This is a genomic window from Acrocarpospora macrocephala (assembly GCF_009687865.1).
GTDB classification, from domain to species: domain Bacteria; phylum Actinomycetota; class Actinomycetes; order Streptosporangiales; family Streptosporangiaceae; genus Acrocarpospora; species Acrocarpospora macrocephala.
This window is the reverse complement of sequence record NZ_BLAE01000062.1, coordinates 21513-45462: the sequence shown is the minus strand read 5'-3', so window position 1 is coordinate 45462 and position 23950 is coordinate 21513. Positions and strand designations below refer to the sequence as shown.

The 23950-nt window shown below is 70.6% G+C and carries 18 protein-coding genes; 6 read left to right on the top strand and 12 right to left on the bottom strand.

All coding sequences use genetic code 11. The annotated features are described in order from the left end of the window. Positions 1-135 precede the first annotated feature (135 nt). The 7 genes from mltG to Amac_RS40800 all read right to left on the bottom strand — a co-directional run bounded on the left by mltG (position 136) and on the right by Amac_RS40800 (position 6874). Positions 136-1242, bottom strand: coding sequence for an endolytic transglycosylase MltG (gene mltG / locus Amac_RS40830; protein ID WP_246269035.1), 1107 nt, complete (start codon positions 1240-1242; stop codon positions 136-138). Continuing rightward, entirely contained in the window at positions 1239-1727 is a 489-nt protein-coding gene (ruvX, locus tag Amac_RS40825; protein ID WP_155359788.1) for a Holliday junction resolvase RuvX, read from the bottom strand. Before ruvX ends, mltG begins: the two co-directional genes overlap by 4 nt. 7 nt (positions 1728-1734) lie before the next feature. Beyond that, a complete protein-coding gene (gene alaS, locus Amac_RS40820; RefSeq protein ID WP_155359787.1) occupies positions 1735-4407 on the bottom strand; it encodes an alanine--tRNA ligase in 2673 nt (890 codons plus the stop codon). 1 nt (position 4408) lies between these two features. Next, entirely contained in the window at positions 4409-4648 is a 240-nt protein-coding gene (locus tag Amac_RS40815) for a hypothetical protein (protein WP_155359786.1), read from the bottom strand. After that, a complete protein-coding gene (locus Amac_RS40810; protein WP_155359785.1) occupies positions 4645-5022 on the bottom strand; it encodes a DUF948 domain-containing protein in 378 nt (125 codons plus the stop codon). Before Amac_RS40810 ends, Amac_RS40815 begins: the two co-directional genes overlap by 4 nt. An 89-nt stretch (positions 5023-5111) precedes the next feature. After that, a complete protein-coding gene (locus Amac_RS40805; RefSeq protein WP_155359814.1) occupies positions 5112-6353 on the bottom strand; it encodes a replication-associated recombination protein A in 1242 nt (413 codons plus the stop codon). Positions 6354-6427: 74 nt separating this feature from the next. After that, positions 6428-6874, bottom strand: coding sequence for a DUF2231 domain-containing protein (locus Amac_RS40800; protein ID WP_155359784.1), 447 nt, complete (start codon positions 6872-6874; stop codon positions 6428-6430). Between the two features lie 136 nt (positions 6875-7010). Here Amac_RS40800 and Amac_RS40795 point away from each other — a divergent pair, with 136 nt between their 5' ends. Beyond that, the gene (locus Amac_RS40795; RefSeq protein ID WP_170322915.1) at positions 7011-9107 is read left to right on the top strand and encodes an MMPL family transporter; all 2097 of its coding nucleotides are present in this window, start codon (positions 7011-7013) and stop codon (positions 9105-9107) included. Here Amac_RS40795 and Amac_RS40790 read toward each other — a convergent pair. Next, positions 9104-12283, bottom strand: a complete 3180-nt coding sequence (locus tag Amac_RS40790) for a S41 family peptidase (RefSeq protein WP_155359782.1) — start codon at positions 12281-12283, stop codon at positions 9104-9106. The two genes, Amac_RS40795 and Amac_RS40790, sit on opposite strands and share 4 nt — an antisense overlap. A gap of 154 nt (positions 12284-12437) precedes the next feature. Between Amac_RS40790 and Amac_RS40785 the strand changes: the two genes are divergently transcribed. The 3 genes from Amac_RS40785 to Amac_RS40775 all read left to right on the top strand — a co-directional run bounded on the left by Amac_RS40785 (position 12438) and on the right by Amac_RS40775 (position 15573). Further along, positions 12438-13322, top strand: a complete 885-nt coding sequence (locus Amac_RS40785) for a peptidylprolyl isomerase (protein WP_246269034.1) — start codon at positions 12438-12440, stop codon at positions 13320-13322. An 89-nt stretch (positions 13323-13411) separates the two neighbouring features. After that, positions 13412-14617, top strand: coding sequence for a cytochrome P450 family protein (locus Amac_RS40780; protein WP_155359781.1), 1206 nt, complete (start codon positions 13412-13414; stop codon positions 14615-14617). 146 nt (positions 14618-14763) lie between these two features. Continuing rightward, positions 14764-15573 carry an SAM-dependent methyltransferase gene (locus Amac_RS40775; RefSeq protein ID WP_155359780.1) on the top strand — a complete coding sequence of 270 codons (810 nt, stop codon included), beginning with the start codon at positions 14764-14766 and terminating at the stop codon, positions 15571-15573. A 160-nt stretch (positions 15574-15733) separates the two neighbouring features. Here the strand turns inward: Amac_RS40775 and aspS are convergent, their stop codons facing one another. Genes aspS through Amac_RS40760 form a run of 3 tightly spaced genes read right to left on the bottom strand, consistent with a single transcriptional unit; the run spans position 15734 to position 19415 of the window. Continuing rightward, positions 15734-17473: an aspartate--tRNA ligase gene (aspS, locus tag Amac_RS40770; RefSeq protein ID WP_155359779.1), complete on the bottom strand. Its 1740-nt coding sequence runs from the start codon at positions 17471-17473 to the stop codon at positions 15734-15736. Beyond that, positions 17470-18726, bottom strand: coding sequence for a histidine--tRNA ligase (gene hisS / locus Amac_RS40765; protein ID WP_155359778.1), 1257 nt, complete (start codon positions 18724-18726; stop codon positions 17470-17472). The genes aspS and hisS overlap by 4 nt, the downstream gene beginning before the upstream one ends. Then, positions 18726-19415, bottom strand: coding sequence for an MBL fold metallo-hydrolase (locus tag Amac_RS40760; protein ID WP_155359777.1), 690 nt, complete (start codon positions 19413-19415; stop codon positions 18726-18728). Before Amac_RS40760 ends, hisS begins: the two co-directional genes overlap by 1 nt. A gap of 145 nt (positions 19416-19560) precedes the next feature. Here Amac_RS40760 and Amac_RS40755 point away from each other — a divergent pair, with 145 nt between their 5' ends. Continuing rightward, entirely contained in the window at positions 19561-20388 is an 828-nt protein-coding gene (locus Amac_RS40755; RefSeq protein ID WP_155359776.1) for a peptidylprolyl isomerase, read from the top strand. Positions 20389-20432: 44 nt separating this feature from the next. Then, entirely contained in the window at positions 20433-21671 is a 1239-nt protein-coding gene (locus Amac_RS40750; protein WP_246269033.1) for a DUF349 domain-containing protein, read from the top strand. A 61-nt stretch (positions 21672-21732) separates the two neighbouring features. Here Amac_RS40750 and Amac_RS40745 read toward each other — a convergent pair whose 3' ends face one another. Beyond that, on the bottom strand, positions 21733-23919 hold the full coding sequence (locus Amac_RS40745) for a RelA/SpoT family protein (protein ID WP_155359811.1): 2187 nt from the start codon (positions 23917-23919) through the stop codon (positions 21733-21735). Positions 23920-23950: the final 31 nt, after the last annotated feature.

Sequence of the window (23950 nt, the reverse complement as noted above, 5' to 3'; positions counted from 1 at the left end):
CGCAGGCCAATCTCCCGGTCCGACCCGCTCCGCGTCAAGCGAGAGAGCAGAACCGAGGGGGGAGGCGGGTCGGATTGGTCGCTCGGCTCGGCCGCCCGCGACATCGGGGGAGGTCATGGGCGGTGAACCGGTGGCCTAGTCGGCCCCGAGGTATCTGTTCAGCTCTTCCCGATATTTCACGAACTCAGCTTCCTTGTCAGTGAATTTCGTGATTCTACGTCCTGGATCGGTGGTGACAAACCAGTACCAATCACCCTTGGCCGGATGCAGGGCGGCGTGCAACGCCTTCTCCCCCGAGCTTCCGATCGGCCCCGGCGGCAGACCCGTGTGCCGGTAGGTGTTGTACGGCGAGCTCACCTTGATGTCCTTCGCGGAGACTCGGAGGGAATGCCGGCCCTGGGCGTAGAGGACGGTCGAGTCCATCTCCAGTTTGGCGCCCTTGGCCAACCGGTTGTAGATCACTCTACTGATCTTCGGATAGTCCTCGTCCCGGCCTCCCTCGGCCTGGATGATGCTGGCCACGGTGAGCGCCTGCAGCGGGGTGAGCTTCCGCTTGGCGGCGTTCTCCTCCAGCCTGATCTGCTCGGCCATGTGCCGGTACTTGGCGACCATGGCGGTGAGCAGGCTCTGCGCGGTGGTATCGGTCTCGATCTCGTACGTGGCGGGGAACAGGAAGCCCTCGACCTGCCCCTTGGCGTACTGCGGGAGGCCGAGGCCCAGCGGCTGGGCGACGGCGCGCTGGAAATGCGCCAGCGGGATGCCGGAGCCGGTGGCGAGCCTGGCCAAAGCCTCGTTGACCCGCATGCCCTCCGGCACGGCGACCTTCTTGATCAGCCGGGCCTTGCCGCTGACCAGCTGGTCCAGGGCGGCGCCGGCGGCCATGCCCCGGTTGAGCCGGTAGCGGCCCGGCCGCAGGCTGTTCTCCTTGTCGCGCTGCCGGACCACCCGGACGAAGGACCGGGCGGTCGCGACCACGCCGGCCTCCGAGAGGGTCTCGGCGATCTGCCCGGCGGTCTGGCCCGGCTTGATCTCCACGGTCACCGCGCCGGTGCCGGTGCCCTCGAAGTCGTCGGGCGCCAGCAGCGGGCCGAGCACCAGGCGCGCCCCGACGATCCCGGCGACGGCGACCGCCGCCGTGCCGGTGACGACGATCACCTTGGTCCGGTTGCCGCGCTTTTTCGGTGGCTTGCCGTCGTCGCGGGAGAGCAGGAACGGGCTGTCGTCCCCGTCCAGCGGGGTCACCGCTCGGTCCCGCTGCGCGTTTCTCCACCGGGGGGCGGGTCGAGAGGGTGGCCGGGTGGTCTTCCTGTGCTGCGTTCGGTGTCCAGGGCGGCCTGGAGCAGTACCACCGCCGCCGCCTGGTCGATGATGTCGCGCTGGTTCCTGGCCTTGACGCCGCTGGAGCGCAGGCCCTGGGTCGCGGTGACCGTGGTCAGGCGCTCGTCGTACAGCCGGACCTCGATCGGCGCCAGCCGTACGGACAGGCGGGCGGCGAAGTCCCGCGCGGCCGAGGCGGCGTGCGACTCCCGGCCCGACAGCGTGGTGGGCAGGCCCACCACGACCTCGATCGCCTCATGCTCGGCCGCGAGCGCCGCGAGCCGGTCCAGATCGCCCTTGCCGCGCCGGACCGTCTCGACCGGGGTGGCCAGCAGGCCGGAGGGGTCGCTGCGGGCGACCCCGATCCGGACCGAGCCGACGTCCACCCCGAGCCGGACGCCACGTCTCACGGCACGCTCACGCGATCGCCGCGGAGATCGCCGACTCGACGGCGCGCAGCGCGTCGCCGATCGCCTCCGGCCGGGCTCCGCCACCCTGCGCGACATCGTCCTTGCCGCCACCGCCACCCCCAAGCGCCTTGGCGGCGACGCCGACCAACTGGCCCGCCTTGAGCCCGCGTCCGCGCCCCGCCTCGTTGACAGCGGCGACGACGACCGGCCGATCGGAGGGAACTCCGGCCACGACAACCACCGCGGCGCGTTCAGCCGGGAACCGGCCGCGCACGTCCAGGGCGAGTTTACGCAGGTCATCGGGGGTAGTTCCAGCAGGCGCGCGATGCGCCACGACAGCCACGCCGTTCAGGTCGGCGGCGCCGGCGGCCAGCTCGCCCGCGACCGCGAGGACCTGGGCGGAACGCAGCCGCTCCAGCTCCTTCTCCGCCGCGCGCAGCCGGGTGAGGATGCCGTCGATGCGCTCGGGCAGCTCCTCGCGGCGCGCCTTCAGCTGCTCGCTGAGCTGGGCGACCAGCACGCTCTCCCGGGCCAGGAAGCGGAACGCGTCCAGGCCGACCAGGGCCTCCACCCGGCGCACGCCCGCGCCGATGGACGCCTCGCCGAGCACCTTGACCAGGCCGAGCTGGCCCGAGCTGGCCACGTGGGTGCCGCCGCAGAGCTCGCGGGAGTAGTCGCCGACCTCGACGATGCGGACGGTGTCGCCGTACTTCTCGCCGAACAGGGCGAGCGCGCCCATGGCGCGGGCCTCCGCCTGGGTGGTGTGGAAGGCGTTGACCTTGAGGTCGTTGATCAGGATCGCGTTGACCTCGTCCTCCACGTCGCGGAGCACGCTGGGGGGCACCGCCCCGGCCGCGGTGAAGTCGAAGCGGAAGCGGCCAGGCGAGTTCTCCGAACCGGCCTGCGCGGCGGTCTCGCCGAGCGCGTTGCGGAAGCCGCGGTGCACCAGGTGGGTGGCGGTGTGGCTGCGCGAGATGGCCCGGCGGCGGTCGACGTCGATCTCCGCCATGGCCTGGTCGCCGACCCGGATCTCGCCGGTCCTGACCTTGCCGCGGTGCACGATGACGCCCGCCAGCGGGGTCTGCGTGTCCACCACGTCGACCTGGGCGCCGTCGGTCCTGATCACGCCCTGGTCGGCGAGCTGGCCGCCGCCCTCGGCGTAGAACGGGGTGCGGGTGAGCACGATCTCGACCGTGCTACCCGCCCCGGCGGCGGGGACGGAGACGCCGTCCAGCAGGATGCCGGCGATCTCGGATTCGGCGCTGACGTGGTCGTAGCCGAGGAAGTCGACCTTGCCGGTCTTCTCCAGCAGCTGCCCGAAGACGGAGATGTCGGCGTTGCCGGTCTTCTTGGCCTTCGCGTCGGCCTTGGCCGCGTCCTTCTGCTCCTTCATGAGCCGCCGGAAACCCTCCTCATCGACCTTCAGGCCGCGCTCGGAGGCCATCTCCAAGGTGAGGTCGATCGGGAAGCCGTAGGTGTCGTGCAGCTGGAAGGCCTTCGCGCCAGAGAAGGTGGCCGAGCCCTTGCGCTTGGTCTCCTCCACCGCCACGTCGAAGATCGCGGTGCCGGTGCGCAGGGTGCCCAGGAAGGACGCCTCCTCGGCGTCGATGACGCCGTGGATCTGCGGCGCGTCGGCCTTGAGCTCGGGATACTGCTCGCCCATGACATCGATGGCGACGCCGGTGAGCTCGTGCATGTAGCGATCCTCGCCGGAGCCGAGCAGGCGCAGGTTGCGGATCGAGCGGCGCAGGATGCGGCGCAGCACGTAGCCGCGGCCCTCGTTGCTGGGCAGCACGCCGTCGGCGACCAGCATGGTGCCGGTGCGCACGTGGTCGGCGACGACCCGCAGGCTGATGTCGGCGCGCGGGTCGCGGCCGTAGCTGGTCTTGGTGAGCTGGGCGGCCCGATCGAGGATCTTGTAGGTGGTGTCGATCTCGTAGATGTTGTCGACGCCCTGCAGGATCGCCGCCATGCGCTCCAGGCCCATGCCGGTGTCGATGTTCTTGCTGGGCAGCTCGCCGAGGATCGGGAAGTCCTCCTTGGCGCCGCCCGCGCCGCGCTCGAACTGCATGAAGACGTTGTTCCACACCTCGAGGTAGCGGTTCTCGTCGGCGATCGGGCCGCCGTCCACCCCGTAGTCCGGGCCGCGGTCGAAGTAGATCTCCGAGCAGGGGCCGCACGGGCCCGGCACGCCCATGGACCAGAAGTTGTCGATGATGCCGCGACGCTGGATGCGCTCCTTCGGCACGCCGACCTTCTTGTGCCAGATGTCGGCGGCCTCGTCGTCGTCCAGGTAGACGGTCACCCAGAGCTTGTCCTCGGCGAAGCCGAAGCCGCCCTCGGACTGGGGCTTGGTGAGCAGCTCCCACGCGAACGGGATCGCGTCGTCCTTGAAGTAGTCGCCGAAGGAGAAGTTGCCGAGCATCTGGAAGAAGGTGGCGTGCCGGGTGGTCTTGCCGACCTCGTCGATGTCCGGGGTGCGCACGCACTTCTGGGCGCTGGCCAGCCGCTTGGCCGGCGGGGTGCGCTGTCCCAGGAAGTAGGGCTTGAACGGCACCATGCCCGCAGGGACCAGCAGCAGGGTCGGATCCTCGGCTATCAGGCTGGCCGAGGGCACGACGGTGTGCCCGCGCTCTTCGAAGAAGCGCAGGAAGCGGCGGGCGATCTCTGCCGACTCCATATCAGCGGCCATCCCTTACGTTCGGTGGTAGTTGTTGTGTCGTACTTACACTGTCCAGCCCGTAGCGGGCGCGCAACTCGGTTTCCCGGCTCCACGCCTGGTCGCGGACGTCGGCGGCGAAGCCCCTGAGCTGGTCGGCGGCCCGCCGGGCGACGTGGTCGGGCTTGAGCGCGCGCAGCCTGCGCTGCACCCAGGTGGCCAGATACGCGCCCAGCGCCATGTAGAACAACCGGCGGATCACGATTTCCTCCCGCCGATCATGCGCGGGCGGCGGCGGGTCAGCGCGGCCTTGACGCCGTGCGCGATCGAGGAGATCTTGACGATCGGCCCGGCCACGATCGAGGAGGCGACGCCGGTGAGCTTGGCCATGTCGCCGCTGGCGTGCTTCATGTTCTCGGCGATCGCCTCGACGGCCACCAGCTGCCGGTTGGTCTCGTTGATCGTGAAGCTGACGTCTTCCAGCAGCGGCCCGACGCGCTCCCCCAGCTCGGAGACCATCTTGGTGGTCTCGACGAGCAGGCGGGCCAGCTTGACCAGGACGAACGCCAGGAAGCAGACGAGGATCGCCCAGAACAGGGCGACGATCAGGCCCGCGACCTCTCCCGCGGTGAGCATGCGGCCTCCTAGATGATCCTGGCTGGAATGGCAAGACCCTATCGCGCTCTGCCCGTGAACCGGGTGGTCACGCCCCGCGCAGGCCGTGATTACGTTCCACGCAGGAAGGCTCGGATTTTGGCCCAGCGCTCGGCCACCGGGGCTTCCGCGCCGTGGGTGGTGGGCTCGTAGTAGCGCCGGTCGCGGAGCTCTTCCGGCGCGTAGTCCTGCTTGACCAGGCCGTGGTCGAAGTCGTGCGGGTACTTGTAGCCGTCGCCGTGGCCGAGCTTCTTGGCCCCGCCATAGTGGGCGTCCCGCAGGTGGCCGGGGACATGCCCGATCGCGCCGCGCCGCACGTCGTCGGAGGCCGCGCCGATGGCCTTGACGACCGCGTTGGACTTGGGGGCCAGGGCGCAGTGAATGACGGCGTGGGCGAGGTTGATCTTACCTTCGGGCAGGCCGATGAACTCGACCGCCTGGGCGGCGGCGACCGCGACCTGCAGGCAGGTGGGGTCGGCCAGGCCGACGTCCTCGGAGGCGAAGATGACGATGCGGCGGGCGATGAAGCGCGGATCCTCCCCGGCCTCGACCATCCTGGCCAGGTAGTGCACGGCGGCGTCGGCGTCGGAGCCGCGCATGCTCTTGATGAACGCGCTGATCACGTCGTAGTGCTGGTCGCCCTGCCGGTCGTAGCGGACCGCGGCCTTGTCCACGGCCTTCTCGACCACCTCGACGGTGATGTCGTCGGCCAGCAGGGCGGCGGCTTCCAGGTAAGTGAGCGAGCGCCGGGCGTCGCCGCCCGCCAGCCGTACCAGCTGGGCCAGGGCGTCGGGGTGCAGGGTGGCGCGCCCGGCCAGGCCGCGCGGGTCGGTGAGGGCGCGGCCGACGACCTCGGCCACGTCCTCGTCGCCGAGCGACTCCAGGGTGAGCAGCAGCGAGCGGGACAGCAGCGGGGAGATCACCGAGAAGAACGGGTTCTCGGTGGTCGCGCCGATGAAGGTGACCCAGCGGTTCTCCACGGCCGGGAGCAGCGCGTCCTGCTGGGCCTTGTTGAAGCGGTGCACCTCGTCCACGAACAGCACGGTCTGGCGGCCGGTCATGCCCAGCTCGGTCCGGGCCGCGTCGATGGCGGCCCGGACGTCCTTGACCCCGGCGGAGACCGCGGAGACCTCCACGAACCGGCGTTTGGTCACGTTGGAGACGACGTAGGCGAGGGTGGTCTTGCCGGTGCCGGGCGGCCCCCACAAGAACAGCGACATCGGCGCCTCGCTCTCGACCAGGCGCCGCAGCGGCGTGCCGGAGCCGAGCAGGTGCCGCTGGCCGATCACCTCGTCCAGGGTGCGCGGCCGCATCCGGACGGCGAGCGGCTCGGGAGTGGCGTCCCTCGCCGCCGCGTCGAACAAGCTCTCCACATGGGGAGCCTAGCTCAGCCTCCCCACACCGCGGTCGCGCCGGAGTGCCCGGCCCGGAACACGTAGTAGCCGACCACGGCCGCCGCGACCACGGTCAGCGCGCCCACGATCATCGCGGACTGGCGGGTGGACCGGTTGGCCGCGTAGACCAGCACCAGCGCCAGCACGCCCAGGGCGATGGAGGCGATCAGCAGCGGGTTGGCGAAGGACTCGTGGGTGGCCACCGGCTCGGGGGTCTGGTCCTGGAAGAGCCGGGTCTTGAACGCCTCGCCGCTCTCCTTGGCCACGAAGACGGTGACGGGGGCGGCCACGGCGAGCAGGGCGACCGCCCAGTCCAGCCGGGGGCGGAAGCGCGGGATCAGGGCGTACGCGGCGGACAGGACCGCCAGCAGCGGGGAGAAGACCACCGCCGCGTGGGTGACCAGCGGGTGCAGCGGAAGACCGAGGATTTCGTCGAACATGGGGGCGCTCCTTGGAATGTCTCCCCTTGATACGGATGTGATCCGGAACAGGTTCTCAGAAAGATCGGAAAGTCCGGATAAGTGATCCTCCTCTCGGCGGATGTGGCATTCTCCAGGCGACGCCAGACTCGTGACCATGTTCGCTGCCCTCGGTCGCCTCTGCTTCCGCCGTCGCCGCCTGGTCCTCCTGCTGTGGACCGGGCTGCTCCTGGCGGGCTTCGGGTTCGGCAGCCAGGTCTTCGACCGCCTCGAACCCCAGCGAGCCTCCCCGGTCTTCGAATCAGTGCGGGGCGCCAATCTGATCGACGAGCACTCCCCCACCGGCGGCCGGGTGACCGGCCTGCTGGACGGCCCGCCGGTGGAAGCCGTCCGCGGCCAGGCCACCGCCGCCGTGGCCGACCTCAAGCTCATCCCAGGCGTGCACCAGGTCCGTTCCGCGTGGGACACCGAGCGGCTGACCTCGACCGACGGCAACGCCGGGCTGATCATCGTGGACCTGATCAACGATCTGTCCTCCGAGCAGACCACGCAGACCGTGGATCGCGTCGCCGAACGGCTGCACGCCATCTCCGCGCCCGGCCTGCGGGTGCTGGCGGGCGGCGGGTCGCTGGTGAACCGGGAGGTGAACCAGCAGGTCGCCCAGGACACCACGCGCGGCGAGCTGATCGCCATCCCGGCCGCGCTGGTGGTCATGGTGCTGGTCTTCGGCGGATTCCTGGCCGCGGGCGTGCCGGTGCTCGGCGCGCTCTGCTCGATCGCGGGGGCCTTGCTCACCCTGTACGGATTCTCCGCCCTCGGCGACCTCGACCCGAACATCGTCCCGGTGACCACGGTCCTCAGCCTGGGACTCTCGCTGGACTACGCGCTGCTGTACGTCAGCCGTTACAAGGAGGAGCGCGCGAACCACGAGATCGCGGGGGCGATAGAACGCGCGGCGGCGACCGCCGGACGGGCGATCGGCTACTCGGCGGTCATCGTCGGAGTGTCGCTGGCCGGGCTCTTCGTGTTCCAGTCGCCCTTCTACCACGCGATCGGCGCGGCGGGGGTGAGCGTGGTCGCGGTGGCCGTGCTGGCCTCGCTGACGCTGACTCCGGCGCTGCTCGGCGTGCTCGGCGGCCGGATCAGGCCGCAGCGCACGGAGCCCGACGAGGGACGGTTCGCCCGGCTGGCCCGATGGGTGCAGCGGTGGCCGTTCCTGACCACGGGGGTGGTCGGGCTGGCGCTGGTGGTGTCGGTGCTGCCGTTCCTGGGCGTGCGATTCGGCAACGGGGGTGCGGAGCTGCTGCCCAAGAGCTTCGAGAGCCGCCAGGTGGCCGATCTGATGGCGGAGCGCTTCCCCGAGCAGGGTGGGGCGCCGATCCAGCTGGTGGCGCGCTCGTCCCGGGCCGAGTTGCAGGGTTACCTGGACACGCTGCACGGATACCCGTACGTGTCGGGGATCACGCCCGCCCGGCAGCTGGCGCCCGGGGTGGCGGCGGCCGAGGTGTACACGGTCGGGACCGGGCGGGACGACCTGGCCGAGGACGCGGTGACCTGGCTGCGGGCCCACCGCCCCGCCTTCACCGCGTACGTGACCGGGAGCGCGGCCGGGCTGATGGACTTCAGGGGCGAGATGGCCGAGCGGCTGCCGTGGGCGATCCTGGTGGTGGCGCTCGGCACGTTCGTGATGCTGTTCCTGCTCACCGGTTCCGTGCTGGTGCCGATCAAGGCGTTGATCATGAACACGCTGTCGCTCAGCGCCGCCTTCGGCGCGATTGTCCTGATATTTCAGGATGGGTATTTGGCGGACCTGCTCGGGTTCACGCCCGCGGGGAGGCTGGAGACCTGGGTCCCCGTGCTGGTGTTCATGTTCGCCTTCGGGCTCTCCATGGACTACGAGGTGTTCCTGCTGGCCCGGATCAAGGAGTTCCACGACGCCGGGCTGCCCAACGACCGGGCCGTCGTGGTCGGGCTGCAGCGCTCCGGCAAGATCATCACCTCGGCGGCGCTGGTCATGGTGGTGGTGTTCGGCGGCTTCGCGGCCGGGCGGATGCTGGGCATCAAGGAGCTGGGCCTGGCGCTGTCCATCGCCATCGCGGTGGACGCCACGCTGGTCCGCTGCCTGCTGGTGCCCGCCACGATGACGCTGCTGGGCCGCTGGAACTGGTGGGCCCCGGGGCCGCTGCGCCGCCTGCACGACCGGTTCGGGCTCCGGGAGGGGAAGTCAGAAAAGGATCCGGTGCCGGTCGGCTAGCGGCCGCGGAACGGGCGGGTCGCCGGGTCGGGCGGCCCGCCCGCCGGGCGTTCCGCCAGGGCCTCCAGGGCGAGCCGTACCGCGGTGTCGAGCTGGGGGTCGGTGCCGCGGGCCCAGTCGGCGGGGGTGATGAGCACCTCCACGTCGGGGGTCGCGCCGCGGTTCTCCAGCTCCCAGCCGTACCGCTCGATCCAGTAGCCGTAGCCGGGGACGGTGATCGCCGAGCCGTCGCCGAGCAGGTGCCAGCCGTCGATGCCGATCACGCCGCCCCAGGTGCGGGCGCCGACCACCGGGCCGAGGCCGAGCGACTGCACGGCGGCGGTGATGACGTCGCCGTCCGAGCAGGTCTCCTCGTCGCACAGCACGACCACGGGGCCGCGCGGCGCGTCCCTGGGGTAGCTCTCCGGCTCGTAGCGGCGGGAGATGTTCCAGCCGACGATCCGCCTGGACAGCTTCTCCACGACCAGCTCGGAGGTGTGGCCGCCGCGGTTGCCGCGCACGTCCACGATCACGCCCGCCATGGTGAGCTCGCGGGACAGGTCGCGGTGCAGCTGGGCCCAGCCGGACGGGCCCATGTCGGGCACGTGCAGGTAGCCCAGCCTGCCCTCGGAGAGTTCCCGGACGCGGGCGCGGCGGTCGCCCACCCAGGCGTGGTAGCGCAGGTAGACGTCGTCGATGACCGGGACGACCGCGATTCTGGTGATCTTGTCGCCGGATTCGACGGTGAGCTCGATCGCGCGGCCCGCGGTGTCCACCAGGAGTTCGGCGGGGCCCTTGCGGGGGTCGATCGGGTGGCCGTCGATGGCCAGCAGGGCGTCGCCCGGCCGTACGCCGGTGCCCTGCAGGGGGGAGCGGGCGTGCGGGTCGGACAGCTCGGCGGGGTAGATGCGGCGAATCCGCCACAGGCCGTCGGTGTCGGGGGCGAGGTCGGCGCCGAGCATGCCGACATACCGGCCGGAGCCCCAGGCCCGGCCGTACACGTAGGCGTGCGAGGCGCCCAGCTCGCCGACGGCCTCGGCCAGCAGGTCGGCGAAGTCGTCGCCGCCCGCGATCCGGTCCAGCCACGGGCGGTACCGCGTCAGCACGCCCGGCCAGTCCACGCCGGCCATGTCGGCGACCCAGAAGTGGTCGCGGACGATCCGCCCGGCCTCCGCGTACGACTGCCGCCACCGCCGCACCGGATCCACCTCGACCCGGATCCTGGACAGGTCCACGGTGACACCGTCGCCGTTCTTGCCGGTGGCGGAGATGACCCGCACCTCGTGGCCGTCCAGCACCACGATCTTGGCGCCGTCGCCGCTGACCGAGAACCGGCCGATCCCCTCGGCCAGCTCCTCGCACTTGCGCTTGTCCAGGTCGAAGCGCTCCAGGGTGGGGCTCTCCCCGGGCTGCCAGCGAAGCCAGGCCAGGCCGCCCTTGACCGCGCGCAGGCCGTAGTAGCGGGCCTCCGGCACCGGCAGCGCCACGATCCGGCCCTCCAGGCCCTCGATGTCCATCTCGACCGGGGAGTCGCCGTTGGGACTCTCCACCGGGCGGCCGAGGACCGACGGCGCGAACGGGGACAGCGTGCCCGCCGACAGGGGCAGCAGGTAGGGGCGGGAGCCGAGCGGGAACGCCAGGTCGAAGCTGTGCGCGTCGTAGATGGCGTCGAAGCCGCGCCGGGACAGGAAGGCGAGATGGCGGCCGTCGAGGGTGAACGCGGGCCAGGTGTCGGTGAACCTGCCGTCGGTCACCTCCACGACCGCGATCTCCTGGCCCTCCTCCGGGAGGCGGGCCATCCTGATCGCGCTGGAGAAGCCGCTCACCGGGTGGCACCAGACCAGCCACTCGCTGCGCGGGTCGAAGCCCATGCCGGTGATCCGGCCGTTGGCGGTGCGGGTGAGCTCGGTGATGGTGCCCGTCTCCACCCGGATCAGCAGGAGCCGGCCGTCGTGGCAGGACACGGCGATCATCGAGCCGTCCGGGGAGGCTTCCAGGCCGACCACCCGGCCGAGCTCCCCGGCGGCGATGGTCCGGACCGTGCCGCCGGGTTCGGCCAGCTCGATGCCGTCCTCCCCGGCCGCGTCGGTCACCCAGGCGGCCGGGCCGTTGATCCGCTTGCCGAGCTTCTTCTTCTCGTCCGGCTCCTCCCCGTTCTCCTTGGCCTCTTCCTCGTCCTTTTTCTCGTCGTCCTTGGACTCGGGCGGTTCATGGCCGCCGAGCACGATCGGCAGGCGGGCGCGCACGCCCGGCCGGGACGACAGCGCGCGGGCGGGCCCGTCCTCGTGGGTCAGCCAGTGCACCGTTCCGGCCACTTCGACCACGCTCGCCCGCCCGGTCGCGTCACAGGCCAGATTCCGGACATGCGGATACGCCGGGTACGGCTGCCGCCCCCGCCCCGCGCCCCCCAGCGTCACCTCCAGCCGTTCCGGTTCCGCGTCCAGGCTGGGCAGCAGCCACAGCTCGCCGGCCCTGGCGTACACGATCCGCTCCCCGTCGGTGGCCGCCTGGCGGGCGTAGAAATCGTGGTGGTCGGTGTGCTTGACCAGGTCGGAGCCGTCCAGCGCGCACGAGTAGAGGTTCCCCACCCCCTCGTGGTCGGACAGGAACACGATCCGCTCCCCGACCAGCATCGGCGCGGCCAGCTGCCCCTCCACGGCGAGCGGCACCCGGGTCCCGTCCAGCCACAGCCGCCCGGTCCCGCCGCCCCGGTACCGCTTCCAGTGCGCCGGGTCGTGGCTGGCGGAGCCGGTGAGCAGCAGCGTCCGCCCGCCGGCCAGCTGCAGATCCGAGACCGGACCGTACGGCAGCCGCGTGCCGGACCCGCCCGCCACCGGCACCGTGTACGCCATGGTCCAGAAGTGGAACGGCTGGTCGTGCGCCGCCGTGGCCACCACCGTCTGCGGATCGGCCCAGCCGCGCACCCGGGTGCGGTAGTTGGCCCAGTGGGTCGCCCGCGTCGCGGGCCCGCCCTCGACCGGCGCGACGTGCACCTCCGGATCGGTGTCGCGCCAGCTCGTCCAGGCCACCCGGGCGCCGTCCGGCGAGATCCTCGGATGGCTCGCCCGGACCCGGTCGATGGTCAGCCGCCAGGCCCTGCCACCGCCCAGCGGAGCGATCCAGACATCATCCTCGGCGACAAAAGCCAGAAGGTCGCGGTGAATGTGGGGAAAGCGGAGGTATGACCCACTCGACACCCACACAATGCTAATCGCGCCCCCGGCAATGGCATAGCTCGTGCCGCGTGGGGCCCCTGGTGCGGCTGAGACTCCTGCTTACGCGAAGCGAACGAAATCGCGGCTAGAGTTGCGCATCGAACTGGTCATATATCGAAAAACGGAAGGTATAGCGGTGTCCGACACCATTCGGCAGAAGCAGCTGGCCCTGCGTAACCGCGGGGCCAAGCGCGGCACCATCCTCGGCGTCGGGCTGGTCATCGCGCTCGCGGCCCTCACCGCCTGCAGCGGCTCCGACGCGGGGACAGCCGCCCAGACGACGGCTCCAGCCGAGTCCGGCGCTCCCTCGTCGCTGCCTCCCTCGGCGGTTCCCTCCGCGGTCCCGTCGGAGCTCCCGGAACAGAGCGCCGCCCCCACGGTCGACCCGGCCAAGGTGACCTGCGAGTACCGCAAGGACGACTCCGGCAGCCCGGCCAAGTTCGTCGGCTTCCCGCCCAAGAAGCCGACCAAGGCCGCGTTGAAGGCCAAGACCATGACGGTGCGCACCAACCACGGTGACATCGTGATCGAGCTGACGCCGTACACGCCGTGCACGGTGAACTCGTTCGCGTTCCTGGCGAGCAAGAAGTATTTCGACAACACGGTCTGCCACCGGCTGGTCACCGCCGAGACCAACGGGCTCGACCTGCTCCAGTGCGGCGACCCGCAGGCCAAGGGCGACGGGGAGAACGCGACCGACGGCACCGGCGGGCCCGGCTACCTGTTCCCGGATGAGAACCTCGGCCCGCAGTACGTGCGCGGCGTGGTCTTCATGGCGCAGGGCGGGGACGCGGCCAACTCCAACGGCAGCCAGTTCGCGATCTCCTTCAGCAACGAGAACGCCCAGCTGCCCGCCGCGTACACGCCGTTCGGCGTGGTGGTGAAGGGCATGGACATCGTCGACAAGATCGTCGCGGGTGGCGTCAACACCGCGCCCGACGGCATCGACATCACCAGCGACGAGGGCGGCTCGAACGCGCCGAAGATCCCCGTCAAGATCAAGACGGTCGTGGTGCGCTAGTTCCCTCCGGGTGGCGGGTCCGCCGGACACGCCACCCGAATTGGGGGATCATGATGGCTTCCATCTGACCCCTAGCGTAGGAGCGGCAAGTGCCGGAGAAACTGCCGTTTGAGTTCGTCCTGACGCCCGAGTTCGCCGCCGACCCGTACGCCGCCTATGGCGCCATCAGGGCCCGCGGGCCGGTCCACCCGATCGACTTCCCCCCGGGCTTCCAGGCGTTCGTGGTCATCGACCAGGAGCTCGGCCGGGCGGCCCTCGCCGACCCGCGGCTGTCCAAGGACATCACCGTCTACGGCGAGTACTTCCGGAAGGTCGCCGTCGACGACGACATCCTGCTCGACTCCAACATGTTGTCGGTCGACCCGCCGGACCACACCCGGCTGCGCCGGCTGGTGTCCAAGGCCTTCACGCCCCGCCGGGTGGAGGCGCTCCGGCCCAGGATCCAGGAGATCACCGACGAGCTGATCGCGGCCATGGAGCCGAACGGCCGGGCCGAGCTGCTGGACGAGTTCGCCTTCCCGCTGCCGATCATCGTCATCTGCGAGCTGCTGGGGGTCCGCCCCGAGGACCGCCACCTGTTCCGCGAATGGTCGGGCCTGCTGATCAACCCGCGGTTCGAGGAGGAGCAGCAGCAGGCCCGCGCGGCGGCCGCGCGGGACACCCGGGCCTACTTCACCGAGCTGATCGAGGCCAGGCGGGCGGAGCCGCGCGACGACTTGATCAGCGCGCTGCTGGCGATCCAGGACGAGGGCGGCCTGACCGACAAGGAGATGATCTCCACCCTGACGCTGCTGCTGATCGCCGGGCACGAGACCACGGTGAACCTGATCGGCAACGGCATGCTGGCCCTGCTGCGCAACCCCGGCCAGCTCAAGCTGCTGCGCGACGATCCCGGCCTGCTGCCGTCGGCGATCGAGGAGTTCCTGCGCTACGACGGCCCGGTCGAGCGGTCCACCCCCCGCTTCTCCACCGAGGACCTGGAGCTCGGCGGGGTGGCCATCCCGCGCGGCAGCATGGTGCACATCTCGCTGGGCGCCGCCGGCCACGACCCCGCCGCGGTCGCCGACCCGTCCCGGCTGGACATCACCAGGACCGAGAACCGGCACCTGGCCTTCGGGCACGGCATCCACTTCTGCCTGGGCGCGCCGCTGGCCCGGCTGGAGGGCCAGATCGCCATCGGGACGCTGCTGGAGCGGCTGCCCGGGATCGAGCTCGGGGTAGCCCCCGAGGAGATCCAATACAAGATCACCGGTGCGGTGGTGCGCGGCCTGACCGCGCTGCCGATCCGGTTCTGACATTTCGTGTCTGGTACGGTTCGCACCAATGGTGCCGCGAGCCGTACCATGCACGGAAATGTCGTGAAACGCGGGCCCCACGCGTGTCACGAGACCCTCCAGACTCGCCACCGGCAGGGGGCGGAGCGACGCCGGAAGGCGAGGACGTGACCGACCACGAGCAGGCCCCGTCATGGGTGATCAACCCGCATGTGCCCAGCGTGGCGCGCATGTACGACTACTACCTCGGGGGCAAGGACAACTTCGCCGCCGACCGCGAGGCCGCGGAACACGTGCTCTCGATCATGCCGTACGTGCGGGACTTCACCCGTGACAACCGCGCCTTCCTGTCCCGCTCGGTCCGGCTCATCGCCAACGCGGGGGTGCGCCAGTTCCTGGACATCGGCTCGGGCCTGCCCACCCGGGAGAACGTGCACCAGGTCGCCCAGCAGACCGCCCCCGACTCCCGCGTCGTCTATGTGGACAACGACCCGATCGTGCTGGCCCACGGCCGCGCCCTGCTGGCCGAGAACCCGCTGACCACGGTCGTCCAGGCCGACCTGCGCGAGCCGAAGGCCATCCTGGACCACCCGGAGGTGACCGCCAGGATCGACTTCGGCCAGCCGGTGGCCTTACTCCTGCTGGCTGTGCTGCACTTCGTGGCCGACGACGAGGAGGCCGCCTCGATCGTGGCCCGGCTTCGGGAGCGGCTGGCACCTGGCAGCTACCTGGTGATCTCGCACGGGCACGCGGGGCGGGTCAGCAAGGAGGAAGAGATCTCGGTGACCAGCACCTACAAGGCCACCAAGACGGGCAACCTGACGCCCAGAACATCGGACCAGATCCTTACCTACTTCGACGGCCTGGAGCTGCTGGAACCCGGCCTGGTGCCGGTGGAGGCGTGGCGGCCGGAGTACGACGTCACCCCCGACTGGAGCAAGGCCGGCTTCCTCGGCGGCGTCGGCTACCTGCCCTGAACGCCACAGAACCGCCCCTAAAGCCCTGAACAGCCATCTCTGGGGCCATTACCTTGCCCGACACCGCCTGGAGCCCCAGGACGACCCTGGCGGCCGCGCGCGGACTCCTTTACAAAGCAAAGCCCCGGCGACACGCGGTCGCCGGGGCTTTGCGGGTGGATCAGACCAGTTCCTGGGCGCGTGGCTTGGCGTCCACGCCCGCCTCCTTGCGCTGCTCGCCCGTGATCGGGGTGGGCGCCCCGGTCAGCGGGTCGAAGCCGGAGGCCGTCTTCGGGAAGGCGATGACGTCGCGGATCGAGTCGCCGCCCGCCAGCAGCATGCAGATCCGGTCCCAGCCGTAGGCGATGCCGCCGTGCGGGGGCGGGCCGTACTTGAAGGCTTCGAGCAGGAAGCCGAACTTGTTCTCGGCCTCCTCCTTGGAGATGCCGAGCACGCCGAACACGCGCTCCTGCATCTCGGCGCGGTGGATCCGGATCGAGCCGCCGCCGATCTCCATGCCGTTGCAGACCATGTCGTACGCGTAGGCCAGCGCCTCGCCCGGATGGTCCTGGAAGTCGTCGGCCCACTCCGGCTTGGGGCCGGTGAACGGGTGGTGCACGGCGGTCCAGCCGCCCTCGCCGTCCTCCTCGAACATGGGGGCGTCCACCACCCAGAGGAACGACCACTGGGACTCGTCGATCAGCCCGCAGCGGCGGCCGATCTCCAGGCGGGCCGCGCCCAGCAGGTCGCGGGCCGCGCGCGCCGGGCCCGCCGCGAAGAAGATCGCGTCGCCGACCTGGGCGCCGGTGGCGGCGGCCAGGCCGGAGATCTCCTCCTCCGACAGGTTCTTGGCGACCGGGCCGCCGAAGCCGTCCGGCTGGACCAGCACGTAGGCCAGGCCGCGCGCGCCGCGCGACTTGGCCCAGTCCTGCCAGCCGTCCAGCTCCTTGCGGGTCTGCGCGGCACCGCCGGGCATCACGACGGCGCCGACGTGCTCGGCCTGGAAGACCCGGAAGGTGGTCTTGGCGAAGTATTCGGTGAGGTCGGTGAGCTCGCAGCCGAAGCGCAGGTCGGGCTTGTCGGAGCCGTACCTGGCCATGGCCTCGGCGTAGGTGAGGCGGGGCAGCGGGCGCGGCATGGTGTAGCCGACCGTGTCCTGCCAGACCCTGGCCATGATGGCCTCGCCGAGCTCCATCACGTCGTCCTGGTCGACGAAGGACATCTCGATGTCGATCTGGGTGAACTCGGGCTGCCGGTCGGCGCGCAGGTCCTCGTCGCGGAAACACTTGGTGAGCTGGTAGTAGCGCTCCAGGCCGGCCACCATGAGCAGCTGCTTGAACAGCTGCGGCGACTGGGGCAGCGCATACCAGCTGCCGGGCTGCAGCCGCACCGGGACCAGGAAGTCGCGCGCGCCCTCGGGCGTGGAGCGGGTCAGGTTGGGCGTCTCCACGTAGACGAAGTCACGCTCCCGCATGACCTCGTGCACCAGGTAGGTGGCCTTGGAGCGGGTGCGGAGCGCGTCGCCGACCTGCTGGCGGCGGATGTCCAGGTAGCGGTAGCGCAGCCGGGCCTCCTCCGAGACGCCGGCGTTGCCCTCGATCGGGAACGGCAGCGGCGCGGCCTCGCTCAGCACCTCGACCTGGGAGGCGACCACCTCGATCTCGCCGGTCGGCAGGTCGGGGTTCTCGTTGCCCTCCGGCCTGACCCGCACCTCGCCGACGACCTTCACGCAGTATTCGGAGCGCAGCCCGTGCGCGTCGTCCTCCTCGCGGAAGACGACCTGGGCCGAACCTGAGGCGTCGCGCAGGTCGATGAACACCACGCCACCGTGGTCACGACGGCGCGCTACCCAGCCCGCCAGCGTCACCTGCCGGCCGGCATGCTCGCGACGAAGCGTTCCTGCTTCGTGGGTGCGGATCACGAGAGTTTCCCTTTCAGGGTGTCGGCGACCTCGGCGAACGGCACCGCGGTCTGCTCAGCAGTGGTGAGATCCTTCATTTGTACGGCCCCCGCCGCCAGATCCCGATCCCCGAGGATAAGGGCGAACCGGGCACCGCTGCGGTCGGCGGCCTTCATGGCCCCCTTCACCCCGCGCCCCCCGAAGGCCATGTCGACCGAGAGCCCGGCCCGCCGCAACTCCACGACCAGGCCGAACGCCACCCGCTTGGCCTCCTCGCCGAGCGGCACCGCGAACACGTCCACGGTGGCGGGCTCGGCGTCGAAAAGCCCTTCGGCCTCCATCGCCAGCACCGTGCGGTCCACCCCGAGCGCCCAGCCCACGCTCGGCAGCGGCGGCCCGCCGATCATCTCGCTCAGCCCGTCGTAGCGGCCCCCGCCGCCGACCGCCGACTGGGCGCCCAGACCGTCGTGCAGGAACTCGAAGGTGGTGCGCGTGTAGTAGTCGAGACCGCGCACCAGCCGGGGATCGTCGGTGTACTTCACCCCGGCGGCGGTCAGCAGCGTACGCACCTCTTCGTGGTAGGCCTTGCAGGCCCCGCACAGGTGGTCGGTGACCAGCGGCGCGCCGGTCAGCTGCGCCTGCACCTGCGGGCGCTTGTCGTCCAGCACCCGGAGCGGGTTGATCTCGATCCGCTGCCGGGTCTGCTCGTCCAGGTCGAGCCCGCGCAGGAAGTCCTGCAGGGCGGCCCGGTAGGCCGGACGGCACTCCGCGCACCCCAGCGAGTTGAGCAGCAGCCGCACCCCGCTCAGCCCGAGCGCGGCGTACCCGTCCACCGCCAGCGTGATCAGCTCGGCGTCCACGGCCGGATCCTCGATGCCGATGGCCTCCGCGCCCACCTGGGAGAAGTGCCGGTAGCGGCCCTTCTGGGCCCGCTCGTAGCGGTAGTAGCTGCCCGAATACCAGAGCTTGACCGGCAGCGGGCCACCGGGCAGGCCGTGCTCGAGCACGGCCCGCATCACCGAGGCGGTGCCCTCCGGGCGGAGCGTGATGGAACGCCCGCCCTTGTCCTCGAAGGTGTACATCTCCTTCGTCACGATGTCGGTGGATTCGCCGACGCCGCGGGAGAACAGGCCGGTGTCCTCGAACGCGGGCGTCTCGATGTAGCCGTACCCGGCCCGGCGGGCGGGCGCGGCCAGCGCGTCGCGGACGGCGAGCACGCGCTCGGAACGTGGCGGCATCCAGTCGAAGGTGCCCTTGGGCGCCTGAAAGCTCATTAGAGTCCCCTGTGCGGGCCACGCGCGGGCGGCAACTCCTGAAGGTAGGGGTTGACGGCGCGCTCGCGGCCGATCGTCGTCTGTGGTCCATGGCCGGGCAGCACGGCCGTCTCGTCCGGCAGCGTCATCGTGGCGGCGAGGCTGCGCAACATGGCCGAGTCGTCGCCGCCCGGCAGATCGGTGCGGCCGATGGAACCGGCGAACAGCAGGTCGCCGGAGAACAAGACCGGGGGGATCTCCTCGGCCGGGGGCAGCCGGAACGTCACCGAACCCCGGGTGTGGCCCGGGCGGTGATCGACGGTCAGCTCCAGGCCGGCGAGTTTCAGCGTCGCGCCGTCGGTCAGCTCGCGCACGTCGTCCGGCTCGCTCAGCTGGAGCCCGCCGAACACCTGGCTCGCCTGCGCCGAGATCCCCTTGGCCGGATCCGTGAGCAGTTCACGGTCGTCCGGATGAATCCATGCAGGAATGTCCCGGGCTCCGCAGACCGGCGCGACCGACCAGACGTGATCGAGGTGACCGTGCGTCAGCACGACCGCGACGGGCTTGAGCCGGTGCTCGCGCAGCACCTCGTCCAGCTCCCCGACAGCGTCCTGACCTGGGTCGACGACCACGCACTCGGCGCCGGCCTCGGGCGCGATCACATAACAATTTGCCTGAAAGGACCCAGCGGGGAACGCGGCGATCAACAACGGAAAGGCCTCGATGTCTCAAGGATTGCGCGAGCGAATGTAACCGAAGGGTACCGGTGCGGGTCGGCGGGCTGCGAACTAATACCTGTGTGCCGATACGATTCGCCCACCTCAATAGTCATTCTTGGACAGTCGGGAGGACGAAGTGGTCAGCGGTAAGGACCGCCAGAAGCAACTCGCGCGCGAGCATTACGAGCGCCAGCAGACCGCGCGCATCCAGCGGGAGCGCGCCGCCAAGCGGACCGCTGCCATCGGCACCACCGTCGGCGTGCTCGTGGTGATCGGCGGCATCGTGGCCGCCGCGACCTTGCTGACCCGCGAGGGCGACGACGCGACGACGGCGAGCCCCACGGACACGGCGGTGCCCTCGGCGAGCGCGCCCGCCGGGCCGAAGGCGTACGACCCGGCCACCGGCACCTGCGAGTACCTGGCGGACGGCCAGGCGGCCAAGGACGTCGGCCAGCCGCCCGCGAAGGTGGCCGCGCAGCCCGCGACGATGACCATCAAGACCAACCTGGGCGTCATCGAGGCCACCCTGGACGGGGTGAAGGCGCCCTGCACGGTGGGGTCGTTCCAGTTCCTGGCGGAGAAGAAGTATTTCAACGACACCAAGTGTCACCGCCTGACCACCGAGGGCATCAAGGTGCTCCAGTGCGGCGACCCGACGGCGTCCGGCAGCGGCGGCCCCGGCTACCGCTTCACCGACGAGAACCTGGACGGCGCGAGCTACAAGCGCGGCGTGCTGGCCATGGCCAACAGCGGCGCGGGCACCAACGGCAGCCAGTTCTTCATCGTGTACGGCGACGAGACCGACACCGCCCTGCAGGACGCCTACACCCCCTTCGGCACCATCACCAAGGGCCTGGACCTGGTGGACAAGGTGGCCAAGGACGGGGTCGACGGCGGCGGCGGCGACGGCCCGCCGAAGACGGCTGTCGAAATCAAAGACGTGACAATTACCGGCAAGAGCTGACGTAATACAACCAAGGGCCGTTTGCGCCCTGGAGGCTGATTCGAGTGCGGGAGGACACGGTGACCACCGACCCGTGGGGCCGGGTAGACGACGACGGCACCGTCTACGTGCGTACGGCTGAGGGAGAACGGGCCGTCGGGTCCTGGCAGGCCGGTGAACCGGAAGAGGCCCTGGCCTACTTCCACCGCAAGTTCGAGGAGCTGGCCGGGCAGGTCCAGCTGCTGGAACAGCGGGTCAGGGGCACCGATCTGCCGCCCGCACAGGCCGAGGCGAGCATCCTCAAGCTGCGCGAGGCGGTCGCGGAGGCGCACGCGGTCGGCGATCTCGGCTCGCTCAACGATCGCCTCGGGGCGCTGTCGGAACTGGTCGGCAAGCGCCGCGAGGAGGTCCGGGCGGCCCGGGACCAGGCCAGGTCGCAGGCCAAGGAGATAAAAGAGCGGATCGTCGCGGAGGCGGAACGCATCGCCGAGGACGCCACCCACTGGAAGTCCGGCGGCGAGCGGCTGCGGCAGCTGGTGGAGGAGTGGAAGGCGGCCGAGCGGATCGACCGCGCCACCGAGGCCGGGCTGTGGAAGCGGCTGTCGGCGGCCAGGACGGCGTTCGCGAAGCGCCGCAAGGCGTACTTCTCCTCGCTGGACGAGCAGCGCGATCAGGTGCGCGGGCAGAAGGAGCGGATCGTCGCCGAGGCCGAGGCGCTGGCCACCTCGACCGACTGGAACGCCACCGCGGCCGCCTACCGCGAGCTGATGCGGCAGTGGAAGTCGGCCGGGCGGGCCTCCCGGGAGGCCGAGGACGACCTGTGGAACAGGTTCAAGGGCGCCCAGGACCTGTTCTTCCAGGCCAGGTCAGCGGTGTTCGCCGAGCGGGACGCCTCGTTCGCGGCCAACGCCGAGGCCAAGGAGGCGCTGCTGGTGGACGCGGAGAAGATCCTCCCCATCACCGACGTGCGGGCGGCGCGGAACGCGCTGCGGGCGCTGGTGGAGCGCTGGGAGGCCGTCGGACCGGTGCCGCGCGAGCAGCGGGACCGGCTTGAGGGCGGCCTGCGCAAGGTGGACGACGCGGTCCGCAAGGCCGAGGAGGAGCAGTGGCGCCGCTCCAACCCCGAGGCCAGGGCGCGCGCCCAGGACACGGTGAACCAGCTCAGGAAGTCGATCGAGCAGCTGGAGAACCGCCTGGCGAAGGCGCAGCCCGGGAGCAAGGCGGCCAAGGAGGCCGAGGAGTCGATCGCGGCCCGCCGGTCCTGGCTGCAGGAGGCCGAGCGGACGCTGGCCGAATTCTCCTGATATTTCGGGAAATTTCGTGGCAGGCCCCCGCGCTTCCGGTGCGGGGGCTTCGCTATGTCGCTTATGAGGTGACCCGGTAGACGTCGTAGACGCCCTGGATGGTCCTGACGGCCTTCAGGACGTGGCCCAGGTGTTTGGGGTCGCCCATCTCGAAGGTGAACTTGCTGACCGCGACGCGGTCCCTGGACGTGGTCACCGACGCGGACAGGATGTTCACGTGCTGGTCCGACAGCGTCCGCGTGACGTCGGAGAGCAGCCTGGGCCGGTCGAGGGCCTCGACCTGGATGGCCACCAGGAAGACCGAGTCGTCGCCCGGGGACCAGGCGACCTCCACCAGGCGGTCGGGCTGCTCGCGCAACTGGCCGATGTTGGCGCAGTCCACCCGGTGCACGGAGACGCCGTGACCGCGGGTCACGAAGCCGACGATCTCGTCGCCCGGCACGGGGGTGCAGCAGCGGGAAAGCCGCACCCAGACGTCCGGGTCGCCGGCCACGATGACGCCCGCGTTGGAATTGGCCCTGGGACGCCCCTTGAGCCGCGTGACGACCGAGGCCTCCGCGATGTCCTCTTCCGCTCCCTCGACGCCCCCTAGCGCCTGTACGAGCTTCTGGACGACGCTCTGGGCCGCGATGTGCCCCTCGCCGACGGCCGCGTACAGCGCGGAGACGTCCGGGTAGCGCAGATCGCGGGCCAGCGCCAGCAGCGCCTCCCCGGACATCAGGCGCTGCAGCGGCAGGCCCTGCTTGCGCATGGCCCGGCCGATGGCCTCCTTGCCCGCCTCGATCGCGGTCTCCCTGCGCTCCTTGGAGAACCACTGGCGGATCTTGTTGCGGGCCCGGCCGCTCTTGACGAACTTCAGCCAGTCCCGGGACGGGCCCGCGCCACCGTCCGGAGACTTGGAGGTGAAGATCTCCACGGTGTCGCCGTTGCCGAGCCGGGACTCCAGCGGCACCAGCCGCCCGTTCACCCGGGCGCCGATGCATCGGTGCCCGACCTCGGTGTGCACCGCGTAGGCGAAGTCGACCGGGGTGGCGCCGTCGGGGAGGGCCACCACCTGGCCACGCGGGGTGAAGACGAACACCTCCGAGACCGACAGGTCGAAGCGGAGCGACTCCAGGAACTCGCCCGGGTCGGAGGTCTCCTTCTGCCAGTCGAGCAGCTGCCGCAGCCAGGCCATGTCGTTGACCTCCTTGACCTTGGCCGGGCCCGAGGTGACCATCTCCTCCTTGTACTTCCAGTGGGCGGCCACGCCGTACTCCGCGCGGTTGTGCATGGCGCGGGTGCGGATCTGGAGCTCGACCGGCTTGCCCTCCGGGCCGATCACCGTCGTGTGCAGCGACTGGTACATGTTGAACTTGGGCATCGCGATGTAGTCCTTGAACCGGCCGGGCACCGGGTTCCACCGCGCGTGGATCGTTCCGAGCGCGGCGTAACAGTCGCGGACCGTGTCCACCAGGACGCGGATGCCCACCAGGTCGTAGATGTCGTCGAAGGCCACGCCCCGGGCGATCATCTTCTGGTAGATCGAGTAGTAGTGCTTGGGGCGGCCCTTCACGGCCGCCTTGATCTTGGACTCGCGCAGGTCGCCGGAGACGTTCTCGATCACTTCCTGCAGGAACAGGTCGCGGCGCGGGGCCCGCTCGGACACCATCCTGGCGATCTCGTCGTAGCGCTTGGGGTAGAGCATGGCGAACGCGAGGTCCTCCAGCTCCCACTTGATGGTGTTCATGCCCAGCCGGTGCGCCAGCGGCGCGAAGATCTCCAGGGTCTCCCGGGACTTCTGCTGCCGCTTGTGCTCGGGCATGTACCGCATGGTGCGCATGTTGTGCAGCCGGTCGGCGAGCTTGATCACCAGGACCCGGATGTCGCGGGACATCGCCACGACCATCTTGCGCACGGTCTCGGCCTGCGCCGCGTCGCCGAACTTGACCTTGTCCAGCTTGGTCACGCCGTCGACCAGCAGCCCGATGTTCTCGCCGAAGTCGCCGCGCAGCTCGTCCAGGCTGTAGGCGGTGTCCTCCACCGTGTCGTGCAGCAGGGCGGCGCACAGCGTCTCGTCGTCGGTGCCCAGCTCGGCCAGGATGGTCGCCACGGCCAGCGGATGGGTGATGTACGGGTCGCCGCTCTTGCGCTTCTGGTCGCGGTGGTGGAAGGCGGCCACGTCGTAGGCGCGCTCGATCAGGCGCAGGTCGGCCTTGGGGTGGCTGGCCCGCACCGTCTTGAACAAAGGCTCTAGAACCGGATTCATCGCCCCCCATTGCCCCCCGAACCGCGCGAGC

What these genes read in the sequence shown, in the direction of transcription:
- alaS (WP_155359787.1), bottom strand. Translation starts at nt 4,407, where the DNA reads ATGGAGTCGGCAGAGATCGCCCGCCGCTTCCTGCGCTTCTTCGAAGAG.
- Amac_RS40810 (WP_155359785.1), bottom strand. Translation starts at nt 5,022, where the DNA reads ATGCTCACCGCGGGAGAGGTCGCGGGCCTGATCGTCGCCCTGTTCTGG.
- Amac_RS40805 (WP_155359814.1), bottom strand. Translation starts at nt 6,353, where the DNA reads ATGCGGCCGCGCACCCTGGACGAGGTGATCGGCCAGCGGCACCTGCTC.
- Amac_RS40800 (WP_155359784.1), bottom strand. Translation starts at nt 6,874, where the DNA reads ATGTTCGACGAAATCCTCGGTCTTCCGCTGCACCCGCTGGTCACCCAC.
- Amac_RS40795 (WP_170322915.1), top strand. Translation starts at nt 7,011, where the DNA reads ATGTTCGCTGCCCTCGGTCGCCTCTGCTTCCGCCGTCGCCGCCTGGTC.
- hisS (WP_155359778.1), bottom strand. Translation starts at nt 18,726, where the DNA reads ATGAGCTTTCAGGCGCCCAAGGGCACCTTCGACTGGATGCCGCCACGT.
- Amac_RS40745 (WP_155359811.1), bottom strand. Translation starts at nt 23,919, where the DNA reads ATGAATCCGGTTCTAGAGCCTTTGTTCAAGACGGTGCGGGCCAGCCAC.